Source organism: Neobacillus dielmonensis (assembly GCF_000612665.1).
Classification (GTDB): Bacteria; Bacillota; Bacilli; order Bacillales; family Cytobacillaceae; genus Neobacillus; species Neobacillus dielmonensis.
On sequence record NZ_HG942054.1, the window covers coordinates 106,411 to 119,576 of the forward strand.

Genomic DNA, 13,166 nt, shown 5'->3' on the forward strand with positions numbered 1-13,166 from the left:
CATCACCCGAATCTTCCTGTAATATAGTCTTCCGTCCTTGAGTCCTTGGGCATAGAGAAAATTTTTGTTGTTTCATCGAATTCAATCATTTCCCCCATTAAGAAGAAAGCTGTTTTATCAGAGACCCTTGCTGCTTGTTGCATATTGTGAGTCACAATCACAATCGTATATTTTTCTTTTAACTCGAAGATTAGCTCCTCAATTTTTAACGTTGAAATCGGATCCAGTGCAGAGGTGGGTTCATCCATTAGCAGCACATCCGGTTTCGTTGCAAGGGCTCTTGCTATGCAAAGGCGCTGCTGTTGTCCGCCCGACAGCCCAAGTGCAGGGGCGTTTAGCCGATCCTTTACTTCATCCCATAGTGCTACATCCATTAAGGATTTTGTGACAATTTCGTCGAGATGTTTTTTCTTCTTGATGCCATGAATTCTTGGTCCGTAGGCTACATTATCGTAAATCGACTGTGGAAATGGATTTCCCTTTTGGAAGACCATGCCGACATGTTTGCGCAATTCCACCAAATCGGTTTTGGGGTTTAAAATGTTTTGCCCGTCAAAATTTACTTCACCAGTTATTTTTACATTTGGAATCATTTTATTCATCAGGTTTAAGGTCTTTAAAAATGTTGACTTTCCACATCCGGACGGTCCAATCATGGCCGTTACTTCTTTCTTTTGTATTGGAAAATGGATGTCTTTTAAGGCATGGTGGTCACCATACCATAGATTAAGGTCTTTTACATCGAAGATATCTCTTGTTAGTGTTTGAATCGCCATGTGTTTTTCCCCCTTATCCGAACCGGCCCGAGATATATTCCTCTGTCTTTTGAACAGACGGATTGGTGAAGATTTTTTCAGTTTTGTCATATTCAATCAAATCACCGCTCAAAAAGAAAGCTGTTTTATCAGAAATCCGTGATGCTTGCTGCATGTTATGGGTAACAATAATAATCGAATAATCCTTTTTTAAATCTACAATTAAGTCCTCAACCTTTGCATTTGAAATTGGATCAAGAGCTGAGGATGGCTCATCTAGAAGAATGACGGTTGGTTTCATAGCAATCGTTCTGGCAATGCAAAGCCGTTGCTGCTGTCCTCCTGAAAGGGAAAGCGCTGATTTATGAAGTCTGTCCTTCACTTCATCCCATAGTGCCGCTTTTCGTAAACTTTCTTCAACAATATCATCGAGTTTGCTCTTTTTATTTATGCCTGCAAATTTTAGTGCGGGAGCAATATTCCCATATATGGATTTAGGGAACGGATTGGGCTTTTGGAACACCATCCCTATTTCTTTTCTTAACGCAACCACATTAATATCTTCAGACAAAATATTTAGTTCTTCATAAAGGATTTCTCCTTCTGCCCTTGCACCAGGGATTAAGTCATTCATCCGATTAATGCTTCGTAAAAAGGTGGACTTCCCGCAGCCTGACGGACCAATTAATGCTGTTACGGAATTTTTTTCAATATCCATGGAAATTCCATTTACAGCCCGCTTTTCTCCATAAAAAATCTCTAAGTTCTTTACAGTTAAAATATTTTCCGACTGAATTTGCCGGTTTAATGGAACTGTCATGTCCACAGTCTTTCTCTCCTTTAAGGCTGTTACCATTTTACTCCCACCTTTTTATTTAGATGCAGTTACCCGCTTGTGAATCATACTTCCAATCCAACGGGCTGCTAAATTAAAAATCAAGACTGAAATAACAAGAACGGCAGCAGCGCCACTTGACACTTCTTCAACATCAGGAATCAATCCCTGGGTATTCACAGACCATATATGAACCGCCAGCGTCTCTGCAGGGCGGAAAATATTCAAAGGTGATTGTTCTGAAAAAGGATTCCAATTTGTATAATCCAGTCTTGGTGTTGATAGACCTGCTGTAAATAAGAGTGCTGCGGCTTCACCAAATACGCGCCCAGCGGCAAGAATGGCTCCTGTTAAGATGGATGGGAACGCAGAAGGCAGAATAACGGTTTTAATGGTATGCCAATGGGTAATACCTAAGGCAAGACTAGCCTCTTTCAAGTCACGTGGTACTGCACGTATTGCGTCCTCTGTAGTCCGCACCATTGTTGGCAGGTTAAAGATCGTTAAGGCCAAAGCTCCTCCGAAAATTGTATAGCCCCAACCGGTTGTATTTACAAATACCAATAAGCCAAACATACCAATCACAATGGAAGGAAGAGATGACAACACCTCAATGCAAGTCCTGATCAGGTCTGTCACTTTACCAGGCCTTGCATATTCAGCCATATAAATTCCACCGCCTATTCCTAGTGGAACAGTAATCAACATGGTAATAAACAAAATATAAACAGAATTAAATAATTGGTCACGGATACCACCGCCTGCCCGTACGTTACTAGACGGTGACGTCAAAAACTCTAAAGATATATTTTTAAATCCATTTATAAAAATGTAGAAAAATAATCCGGCAAGAATCGCGACTATAATAGTGGCTATTAGGATAAAGACTCCTGTCGCGAGACGATCTGCTGTTTTACTATTCATCGTAATTTCCTCCTTGATGATAGATAACGAATGAGGAGAATGAACGCGAAGGACATGATTAATAAAATGAGTCCCATTGACCAAAGAGTATTATTTTCCACGCTGCCATACGTGGTATGGCCCATATTTAGTGTAATAATAGTTGTTAGTGTTGCCGATGCATCTAATATACTTGTTGGTAAATTCCTTACGTTACCAATGACCATTTGAACCGCTAACGCCTCACCAAATGCCCGTGCCATCCCAAGTATAATTGCAGTTAGTAACGATGGCATTGCTGCCGGGATTAATACCTTTCTTATCGTCTGCCACCTAGTTGCACCCAAGGCATAGGACCCTTCACGTAAATGGCTAGGAAGAGAACTAATCGCATCCGTCGCAATAGTCGTAATAGTTGGCAATATCATGATAGCAAGGACAATGGTTCCAGTGAGCAAACTAAAGCCTAAACCACCGACATTTTCTCTAATAAACGGAACTAAAACAGACAATCCAATAAATCCATAAACAACTGATGGGATACCAACTAAAAGTTCTACCACTGGCTGCAATACTTTTCTACCCCAAGAAGGAGCAATTTCTGTCATAAAGATGGCACCGCCTATCCCTAAAGGCGCTGCCACAAGGGCAGATAAAAATGTTACCGCAAACGATCCAAAAATAAACGGGAGAACACCATATCCTGGGTTTGCCTTATCTGTCGGATTCCATTTGGTGCTGGTTAAAAATTCGAGTATACTGACTCCATTTTTGGTAAAAGACTGCAGACCCTTTGTTCCGAGAAAAATAGTGATTGCAATGGTTGCAGAAATCATAATGACCGCACACAGTATAACAATCAATTTCCCTCGGGATTCCCCATCTAATCTGCTGGTCTTTGATTTTAACAGTCTATCTTTTGCAGGAAGAATTTTTTCCATAATCAATTAAACTCCTCTGAATACGTCGTAATAGGGTAAACGCGCACAGCATTTACCCCCTTTTTTGTTGTCACTAAGATGTTTTATTAGAGTTCTTTTTGATTTCCTTCAGCGTCACGTTCCACTTTCATTTTTGTGACAGGCAGGTAACCTTGTTCTTTTAATAGGTTATTTTGGATATCATCTGACATTAAATAATCTAAGAATGCTTTTGCCAATCCTTCTGCTTCACCTTTCGTATATGAGTGCTGATAGGCCCAGATTGGGAACTTGCCTGATTGTACATTTTCTTCAGTCGGTTTTACCCCATCAATTGCTAGTGGTGTTACAGAATCATCAGTGAAGTAGGAGAATGCTAGGTAGCCAATTGCACCTTCTGTTTCATTGATAATCTTTTTAACAGTGTTAGAAGAATCCTCCGTAATGCCTTCAGCAGGTGTTGCACCATCTAGTGCGAATTTATTAAATACAGCACGAGTTCCAGAAGAATCAGGACGGTTCACAAGTACGATTTTTTGATCCTTTCCGCCAAGTTCTTTCCAGTTTGTGATTTTTCCAGTAAATACTTTAATTAAATCTTCTTTACTAATATCATCAATTCCGACTTTGGGGTTTACGGCTGCAGTCATACCGACTACTGCTACTTTATGATCAACAAGTTCATTTGCTGGAATGCCTTCTTTTTCTTCAGCAAAAACGTCAGAGTTACCAATTTGCACGGAACCTTCAGAAACCTGTGATAAGCCTGTCCCAGAACCGCCGGCATTTACCTGGACATCCACCTTCGGATTTTCTGCCATAAATTCTTCAGCTGCTGCCGCAACTAATGGCTGCATAGCAGAAGATCCTGATATAACCAAAGACCCTGACAGTTCTTCTGATTTTGTGCCTTCATCGGCATTAGAACCATTGGCGTCTTCCTTTGTACTATTGCTTCCACAAGCAGCTGCAAATAACATGAACGCTGTTATTATGGATAATAACCCTAACTTTTTCAAACTCTTCATAATTTAAATTCCCCCTGCTAGTTTAATAGGTTATCGTTATCTTTCTTACAAGATTAAGAATAAAGCACTACTGTTAATCGAGTTTTAATGAATTGTAAAGGGTTTGTAAAGTTATATTTAGAATTTGTAAATAAGAGATATTTGGTTATGTTCAATTTTCAAATAAAACAGTATAACCTAAGGATTAAAATATAAAAAAAACACCTGTCTCATTAAGAGACAAGTGTCTATTATTACTCGGTCTGCTCTGTAGTTTCAGCTGTAGGAGTGGTTTCTACAGGGGTACTTGTAGATGTGGTATCTAACAAATTTCCTCCTGCATTTTGCTCCGCAGTGGGTTCAGCAGCTGCGCGTGCTTTCTTTAAGTCAAAATAGGCATCCATCACTCTGCGTCCAATAGTGTGGTTAATGCTTGGTCCGCTTCCCTGATAGGCCCATGGAACCACAACAGCCATGGAGACCTCTGGATTATCGTATGGAGCAAAGCTGACTAAACTTAAGTTCCATACTGGTGTACCTCGTTTCGTCTTATCAGAACCGTCATAGAAAGCCTCTGCGGTTCCAGTCTTTCCTGCAGGATTATAGGCGGCGCTTTTCCAATAGCCGACTCCTGTACCATCGCCAACTTGAAAGACCATCCGAAATCCTTCTTGAACCCGTTTAATCCAGTCGTCCTTCATATCAAGCCGATTTAAAACTTTTGGCTGGATTTCTTGAACGATCGGCCCTAACTCATTCGTATTTTCACTTGGATCCCGAATTTCTTTAACAAGATGCGGCTCAATTCGATAACCACCATTGGCAATCGTTGCTATATATTGTGCAAGCTGAATCGGTGTATACGTATCATACTGACCAATGGCAAAGTCAAGAAGTAAACCAGGCTTTTTCTCAGGACCAGGAAAACCAGTTGTTTCATTTGGTAAATCAATTCCTGTCCGCGAACCAAGGCCAAATTGACTAAAGCTTTTTCTCATGGTATCAAATCCATAATCCGAATCTAACACCAGCGGCCGATTTGGCACGTACTGGCCATGTGCCATGGCAATTACAGTTTTCCACATATACACGTTGGATGAAACTTGAAGAGCTCTTAAATCATTAATACGGCCAAAGGTTTTCCAAGACTTTTTGGTCTGTGTATTCTTAATAACCAATGGTTCATCCAGTTGGGTATCCCCCGGTTTAATGGCCCCCGTTTTATACCCGGTTAAGATCGTTGCACCTTTAACAGCGGAACCAACGTTGTAAGAGGACGTAATATTTCCCTGTGCATAATCTCGCATTTCCATTTTGCCAGTTTCTTTATTTTTCACAAGCTGTTTTCCGGACATCGCTAATATTTCACCGGTTTTTGGATTCATTAGAACAACAAAAGCACGGTCCATTAGGCCTGTATTCGGATTTTGTTTGGCCTTCCACATTTCTTCTTCAATAATCTTGTCCACTTGGGCCTGAAGGTCCATATCAATCGTTAAAACTAAGTCTTTCCCACGTTGACCTTCTGAAATAACATCTGTTGATAACACTTTTCCGGTTTTGTCAGTGACATTTTTAACTTTTGCCTTTTCACCCCGTAAGACATCTTCGTACTTTAATTCGAGATAACTTTTCCCAACACGGTCATTTCGGCTGTAGCCTTTTGCCAAATAAGTTTCCAGTTGCTCCTTAGGCAAACCCGATTCAGATGAAGAAACCTCACCTAAGATTGACTTCAGCGTATCACCGAATACATAATTCCTGTCCCAATCCGTAGTGGTATCAACGCCCGGCAGATTTTCTAGATTTTCGCTGACTGCCGCAAATTCTTCAGGAGTAACATCTTTATTTTTAACAATTTGCGGCGTCAGGGAATACCCACTATTCATTTCACGCCAGATGGCACAAGTCTCTAATTCTTGTGGAGTAAGACTATTTAAATCCTCATTTGTTATTCTATCAAGCTGAAGTTTATAAATTTTCTCATTATCCAACTTTTTTTGGTCAAGCAAGTTCCATTCTTTTGCCGTAATTTTATCCTTTGCTTTTTCCGGATGAATTAATATCCAAAAATCCTTTTTATCCCGTTCAGGGACTTTTGAAGAATCTAAATCAATTAATTTTGCCAATTTTTCAGCTGTCTCCAGCATATCCTTTGTGGTTGTGTCAGATTGCTTCGTATAAGTTATGGCATTTAACGGAGTATTATCAACAATGACTTTACCACTTCGATCGAGCATTTTTCCTCTTGGTACTGGATTGCTGACCGTAACGTCCTCGGTTCGTTCAATCTCCCGTTTAAAATCATCACCAAATACAATTTGTAATTCTCCAAGTCGGAGAACAAGGATAGAAAATAACATGAATACAGCAAAAAACAACATATTTAAACGAAACGGAACCTTAGATTTCTTTTTACTCTTTTTATTCAAGTTCTAAGTCCACCTCCACTTTCAGGGCGAGTAAATAACAGTATTTATTGTATATGAATAAGCTGTATTTTTCTACGAGGAACACTTACCATTTTTTGAAATGCGTAAAAGACCTGGGTACTGTATAGCAAGCCAACACAAAAAAAACGATGAGCTCCTAAGAAGCTCATCGTCTTATGTCGCGGGCAGCTGTACTTTTTTCATATACATGTAAATGATCGTATGGCCTGCACCTAAGAAGAGCAGCAAAATCGGCAGGCTCCTTTCTGCACTAAACAATGTAATGGATGCTATAAAGGCAAGTATAGAAACAATCCTTCCTATATTTAAGAAAATTTCTCGTACGACAATATACTCAATTCGCATTTCCGCAGCTTTCCAACCTGTTCCGATCACATCATAGGTTGTTGAAATATATGGGACCAAAAGTAAAGGATATGCAACGGCTATTAAGCCAGCATATATTAACAACTTGGCATAGTTTACATCCCAAACGATGAATAATACTGCCACGTAGAGAAGGATTCCTCCGATCAGGATGGCTTTTTTTCGGTAGCTTTTTTTAATCAGTCGTGAGGCAAAGTAGTAAGCCACAAACGAAATACCTGAATTCAACAGACCGTATGTTCCTAGTGCCATTTCACTCCCTGTTGAAATATAAACAAAAACAGATATGACAAATAAAAACGTCCCCTCCCTTAGGCCCTGGAAAAAGTGGGCATTCGTTACGAGACGCCAATTTTCATTATGTTTACGCTCTTCCACAATCCGCTTAAAACAATATTGTCCCTTTGCCGGACGTGGCTTTAAGGAAAAACTTAAAAATACCGCCAATGCAAATAAAGCAAGAGATAGACCGAACACAATCGTATAGCCGGTAAACTTGGTAAATCTCGTAATAATAAAGCCGGCAGCAATTGGACCAATCATCCCACCTAAGGACGATAAAATTCCTAAAAACCCGTTAAAAAAATCCCTTGTTTCCGGTTCCGTAATTTCAAAAGTTAACACATTATATGCGAGCCAATAAAAACCATAGCCTACTCCAAGTAAACTTCCTAAGAGCAGTAAATATTTAGAAGCACTGGTTCCTACCATTAATACAGCAACGTAGAAGAGGGTTAAAAAAATCACCCCAATACGAAGAACGATGACCCGGTCGATTTTCTTAGCCCAGCGTCCAGCTAAAATAAAGGTCAAAGGTTGAAGAACGACAATAGCCAAATTATAAAGAGCGATATCAGAGTACTCGCCTGTTTGTTTCCACAAATAAATGTTAACAAACGTATTTGATAAGGCAGCACTTAACGAGTATAACCCACCAATAACCAGTAATAGTGTCAAATCCTTTGTTAATTCAACGTCACCTAGAATCTTTAATTTCATTCCCATAAAAACTCCCCTTTGTCTTAATGAGTAGTCTTTTACAGGAGGCAGGTTCTTATTCATCTTTTGTTACGTAAAAAAGCGACTGTTGTCAGTACCCAAGATTCCAAGTTGAAAGTTTCGAAAAATTGTCACGAACATGAAAATCCTATTCCTGTCAACGATTTTTGTCATATATCGCCGTAACGGATTCCAGTTTATGTAAACACCATATTGACAGGACAGTTATTTTTCCATTAAATCAAGCTAGAAGAGTAAAAAGGAAGTGTCAAACATGCAGATTGGCAGCATTTCTATCTATCATATATTACATGAATTTTTTCAAAAAACTGAACCTATACAAAGCATTAAAGCGGGGACAACTCTTTTTCAAGAAAAAGACCAAGCGAAATACATCTATCTTTTGCTCAACGGAAGCATTGCCCTTGGTAGAGTCCATTTAAGGGGCAAGGAATTTATATTAAAAATCTTAACCAACAATGAATTAATCGTGGAATATCAAATATTCAAAGCTAATCCGCACTATCAGTTTTTCGCAAAAGCGCTGACCGATTGTGAACTAATCGCTATTAGACGGGAAGACTTCGAGAGGTTTATTGAAATAGACAATGGAGCCATGAGCGCATTTGTCTTCTGGCAGTCAACAACGTATTTAAAAGCTCAAATGAAGTGTCAGGACCTGATTATGAATGGAAAAAAAGGGGGATTGTACTCCATGCTGATCCGTTTATGCAATTCTTTCGGGGTAATGACAAATGACGGCATATTAATTAATCTGCCGTTAACCCATCAAGAACTCGCAAATTTGACCTATGGCACACGTGAAGTGATACAGCGTGCATTAAAAGAATTACGGGATCAAGACGTTATCTCCTACGACAATCAAATGTTTACAATAAAAAACCTCAATTTTTTAAAAATGGCAGTTGACTGTCAGAACTGTTCTTCAGAAATTTGCGGATTAAACTAAGCTTGATTTCATACAACTTGTACAGCTTAACCTTGCTAGAACCAAAACGGACGATTCCTTCGAAACCATTCTTGTATAAGGGGTTTATAACCGCTACAATAATAGGATGAAACTATAGTAAGGTGGTCAATATGAATCTTTTTAAACAATTATGGAAAAGTATTTATTCTCCCAAGGATATTGCGTCCTTTCGGTCTCAAGGAATTGGCAAAACGATTGTTTTTGTCTTCTTACTAACGTTTATTTCGATACTTCCATCCATCTATTATTTATCATCCGCTTTTTCTGCTGGACTGGATAAAGCCGAAGTCCTTTTACAAAAAGAAGCACCGGATTTTACGGTTGAGGATGGGCAGCTGACAGCAGATACTAAGGTCCCAGTCATTGTCAATAAAAATGGGATCACATTTATCATTGACCCTACTGGAGCGGTTTCTGAAGAGGATGTGGCTGATGAAAGCAATGCTTTTGCACTGTTAAAAGATCGTTTTGTTATGGTCACTGGCGGACAGACTGAATCCTCACCATATTCGATGATACCAGGATTAACACTCTCAAACGAAGACTTGTTGAGCTTTGTTGATTACCTGGCTGGGTTAAAAGGTGTGATTATTACCATCTTGGTTATTCTGGTTTATCTGATCTCCTGTGTGATAAGCTTCATCGAAGTATCGATCGTGGCATTGATTGGTTTATTAATCAAGAACTTGGCCGGCAGAGAGCTGAATTACGGACAGTTATGGAGAATGGCTGCTTACAGCGAGACGCTGCCGACGCTATTTTTTATGATTATGGCAGCCCTCAAAACTACCGTACCGAATAGTACTGGATTAAACTGGCTGGTAGTGTTACTCGTTTTATTCTTAGCGATTAACGAAGTGCCTAGAGCTGAAAAAAATAGCTAATCGCATCCTCAACGGATGCTTTTTTCTTTTTATTAGTTCTATTATATATGGGACAAGAATACGAATGTACAAACATTACATTTGGAGGCTTGTCTGATGAAAAAACTAATCGGGCTGTTGATTGGAATATTAATTATATATGTCATTTATTTTGATTTAACCAAGGGGACACTCGAGCTCCCGTCAGTGGAAACAAAACCCGCTAATGCAGTGGCAACTCTCGAAGTAGAGACAAAAATCCCTTCTTTTTCCGTAAAAGTAAAACCTGGTGAAACGGTCATTTCAATCGTAGAACACCATATTGATAAACCGCTGCCTGTATCTATTTCAGATTTAATTGAAGACTTTAAGCAATTAAATCCCGGAGAATCGCCGGAAAAAATCCGTATTGGGTCTACATATCATTTTCCCGATTACTCAAAATAAAGAGGATAAATCCTTGTTCTTGTCAAAATTGGCTGAAGGCTGTTACAATTAATTCGGATTATCTATATTTTTTTGAATCCAGCTGAAGGAGACGAATTACACGTGAGTGAAATTATACATCGTTCAAAGACCCGTCCAATTAAGGTAGGAAACCTGACAATTGGCGGGAATAATGAAATTATCATACAAAGTATGACTACAACCAAAACCCATGATGTCGATGCAACAGTTGCAGAAATCAAGCGTTTGGAAGATGCCGGCTGTCAAATCGTTCGTGTTGCATGTCCTGATGAACGAGCAGCTAATGCAATCCCGGAAATCAAAAAACGCATTAATATTCCTCTAGTAGTGGATATTCATTTTGACTATCGTTTAGCCTTAAAAGCCATTGAGGGCGGAGCTGATAAAATCAGAATTAACCCTGGTAACATTGGCCGAAAAGAAAAAGTGGAAGCAGTCGTTAAAGCCGCAAAGGAAAAGGGCATCCCAATTCGTATCGGAGTTAATGCTGGTTCGCTTGAAAAACGGATTCTTGACAAGTATGGATATCCAACTGCAGATGGAATGGTTGAGAGTGCCCTGCACCATATTAAGATTCTCGAGGATCTTGACTTCCATGATATTATTGTTTCCATGAAAGCTTCAGATGTTAACTTGGCAATCGAAGCTTATGAAAAGGCGGCTCGTTCCTTTGATTATCCATTGCATTTAGGAATTACTGAATCCGGTACGCTATTTTCCGGAACCGTAAAAAGCGCGGCTGGTTTAGGAGCAATCATTAACAAGGGTATTGGCAATACGCTTCGGGTATCCCTAAGCGCGGACCCTGTCCAAGAGGTAAAAGTAGCCCGTGAACTATTAAAAGTGTTTGGTCTTTCATCAAATGCTGCGACATTAATATCCTGCCCAACTTGTGGTCGTATTGAGATTGATTTGATTAGTATCGCAAATGAAGTCGAGGAATATATTCAACACATTAAGGCTCCCATTAAAGTATCCGTTCTAGGTTGTGCTGTTAACGGACCAGGTGAAGCTCGTGAAGCCGACATCGGCATTGCCGGTGCGCGTGGTGAAGGCTTATTGTTCAGAAAAGGTCAGATTGTCCGTAAAGTTCCAGAAGAAAAAATGGTTGAGGAATTGAAAAAAGAAATTGACCAATTAGCCGAAGAATATTTCAAGAAAAAAGAAGCAGAAGCAGCGGCAGGACAAAAATAAATCACCAGAAAGAAACCCGGTAACAATACCGGGTTTTCTTGTGCTCCTATGTCAAAAGAACGGAAGAATAAAGATACCGATAATAATCGATATTGCACCAATTCCGATTGCCCAAGCACCAAGTGTGTCAGCACCTCTTCTTCGGGCGACAAATCCTAAAATGATCCCCGCAGCCCCAAAAAGGATCGGCATAACAAACAGTGATAAAATGGAAAGTGCTATAGCAAGAGTCCCAAGACCGCTTCCTGCAGCACTGGTTTTCTGGTTGTTATTTTCCCCCGTTTGAGTTATTCGACGAGAAACTGGAACAGGGGCAGCAATCTCGGCCGCATTTTCCTCTTTATACCGTGATCTAATTGGAACAGAAGCTCCAATTTGTGTTGCAGGTTCATCTTTTTTTAGGGAAACCCTTAAGGGACGCGTAGCGCCAAATTCCCCTGCTGTTTCTTCTTTATATTTTGAAGATTGTGTTGTAACAGGTGTTGCAACCTCTGAAGCTGTTTCTTCCCTGTATCCCGAAGGGAAATTGGGAATATCCTGCCCAATATTTGAACTTTGAAGAGCTTCCTGCACTTTAGCGTCTCTTTCATCTGCCATCAGAATCCCTCGCTTTCAGTAATAGGAGCATTAATTATTGTTTGCTTTCATCACACTTTTACTATGTTAATGTTTATCTAAAATAGGAAAGTGCTGTTTATTGCGAAATAATTTTCTAGTCATTACCTCTTTATTAGAACTAGATATTTGATAAAATAAAGCTAATCAGAAAACAGCTGCTTCATGAAGGTGAATAACACATGAAAAAAAGATTTGGAATTGATATTGATGGGACAGTAACCTGCCCCACATCGATGATCCCGTTTATAAATAAAGCCTTTAATCTCAAGCTAACCTATGAAGAGATTGATGAATACGACTTGACTCCTTTCGTCAATGTCCCTGAGGATGTATTTGCCAAATGGTTTGTGGCAAATGAACCTATTATATATGAGGGTTCACCATTGGCGGCTGGAGCTGAAGCGGTATTAAATAGTTGGAAACAGGAATTTGAATTATTTTTTATTAGCGCACGCGGACCCCATTTACGAAATGTAACAGAAAAGTGGTTTCAGCATCATGGAATCACTTATGACCACATTGAATTAATTGGCTCACATGACAAAATTGAAGCTGTCAAGAAGTACAAAGTGGATATGTTTTTTGAGGATAAACATGATAATGCTGTCATGATTCATGAAAGTTGTCACATTCCTGTTATTTTATTCAATACTCCTTATAATCAGGATCCCCTGCCAGACGGTGTCATTCGTGTCAATAATTGGAGAGAAGCTGAGCAGTGGGTAAATAAACAGATGACTTTCCAAAGCCTCGGTTTATAAAAAAGGGCAAAAAACAATCGAGTAGGAGGGGGT

The 13,166-nt window shown here is 39.6% G+C and carries 13 protein-coding genes; 5 read left to right on the forward strand and 8 right to left on the reverse strand.

Annotated elements, in window-relative coordinates; genetic code table 11:
* Positions 1-2: 2 nt before the first annotated feature.
* The 7 genes from pstB (BN2425_RS09915) to BN2425_RS09945 form a co-directional block, all read right to left on the reverse strand.
* Positions 3-776 carry a phosphate ABC transporter ATP-binding protein PstB gene (gene pstB / locus BN2425_RS09915; protein WP_042458401.1) on the reverse strand — a complete coding sequence of 258 codons (774 nt, stop codon included), beginning with the start codon at positions 774-776 and terminating at the stop codon, positions 3-5.
* Between the two features lie 13 nt (positions 777-789).
* Positions 790-1,575 (reverse strand): phosphate ABC transporter ATP-binding protein PstB, encoded by a 786-nt coding sequence (gene pstB, locus BN2425_RS09920; protein WP_042458448.1) that lies wholly within the window; start codon positions 1,573-1,575, stop codon positions 790-792.
* A gap of 51 nt (positions 1,576-1,626) precedes the next feature.
* Positions 1,627-2,514 (reverse strand): phosphate ABC transporter permease PstA, encoded by an 888-nt coding sequence (gene pstA, locus BN2425_RS09925; protein WP_042458403.1) that lies wholly within the window; start codon positions 2,512-2,514, stop codon positions 1,627-1,629.
* Positions 2,511-3,434 carry a phosphate ABC transporter permease subunit PstC gene (gene pstC / locus BN2425_RS09930; RefSeq protein ID WP_042458406.1) on the reverse strand — a complete coding sequence of 308 codons (924 nt, stop codon included), beginning with the start codon at positions 3,432-3,434 and terminating at the stop codon, positions 2,511-2,513. The genes pstA and pstC overlap by 4 nt, the downstream gene beginning before the upstream one ends.
* Positions 3,435-3,520: 86 nt before the next feature.
* Entirely contained in the window at positions 3,521-4,441 is a 921-nt protein-coding gene (locus tag BN2425_RS09935; RefSeq protein ID WP_042458409.1) for a phosphate ABC transporter substrate-binding protein, read from the reverse strand.
* A 233-nt stretch (positions 4,442-4,674) separates the two neighbouring features.
* Complete coding sequence (locus tag BN2425_RS09940) at positions 4,675-6,804, reverse strand: peptidoglycan D,D-transpeptidase FtsI family protein (protein WP_195891920.1); 2,130 nt, start codon at positions 6,802-6,804, stop codon at positions 4,675-4,677.
* 222 nt (positions 6,805-7,026) lie between these two features.
* Positions 7,027-8,244: an MFS transporter gene (locus BN2425_RS09945; RefSeq protein ID WP_042458412.1), complete on the reverse strand. Its 1,218-nt coding sequence runs from the start codon at positions 8,242-8,244 to the stop codon at positions 7,027-7,029.
* A gap of 268 nt (positions 8,245-8,512) precedes the next feature.
* Here BN2425_RS09945 and BN2425_RS09950 point away from each other — a divergent pair, with 268 nt between their 5' ends.
* The 4 genes from BN2425_RS09950 (at position 8,513) to ispG (ending at position 11,754) form a co-directional block, all read left to right on the forward strand.
* Complete coding sequence (locus BN2425_RS09950) at positions 8,513-9,208, forward strand: Crp/Fnr family transcriptional regulator (RefSeq protein ID WP_052352818.1); 696 nt, start codon at positions 8,513-8,515, stop codon at positions 9,206-9,208.
* Between the two features lie 131 nt (positions 9,209-9,339).
* On the forward strand, positions 9,340-10,113 hold the full coding sequence (locus BN2425_RS09955; RefSeq protein ID WP_042458415.1) for a DUF1189 domain-containing protein: 774 nt from the start codon (positions 9,340-9,342) through the stop codon (positions 10,111-10,113).
* A 96-nt stretch (positions 10,114-10,209) separates the two neighbouring features.
* Positions 10,210-10,539 (forward strand): LysM peptidoglycan-binding domain-containing protein, encoded by a 330-nt coding sequence (locus tag BN2425_RS09960; protein WP_042458418.1) that lies wholly within the window; start codon positions 10,210-10,212, stop codon positions 10,537-10,539.
* 111 nt (positions 10,540-10,650) lie between these two features.
* The gene (gene ispG / locus BN2425_RS09965) at positions 10,651-11,754 is read left to right on the forward strand and encodes a flavodoxin-dependent (E)-4-hydroxy-3-methylbut-2-enyl-diphosphate synthase (protein WP_195891921.1); all 1,104 of its coding nucleotides are present in this window, start codon (positions 10,651-10,653) and stop codon (positions 11,752-11,754) included.
* Between the two features lie 51 nt (positions 11,755-11,805).
* On the opposite strand, the gene BN2425_RS23430 is transcribed toward ispG, so the two are convergent.
* Positions 11,806-12,351 carry a DUF4190 domain-containing protein gene (locus BN2425_RS23430; RefSeq protein WP_319922073.1) on the reverse strand — a complete coding sequence of 182 codons (546 nt, stop codon included), beginning with the start codon at positions 12,349-12,351 and terminating at the stop codon, positions 11,806-11,808.
* 200 nt (positions 12,352-12,551) lie between these two features.
* Here BN2425_RS23430 and BN2425_RS09975 point away from each other — a divergent pair, with 200 nt between their 5' ends.
* Positions 12,552-13,133 carry a 5' nucleotidase, NT5C type gene (locus BN2425_RS09975; protein WP_042458423.1) on the forward strand — a complete coding sequence of 194 codons (582 nt, stop codon included), beginning with the start codon at positions 12,552-12,554 and terminating at the stop codon, positions 13,131-13,133.
* Positions 13,134-13,166: the final 33 nt, after the last annotated feature.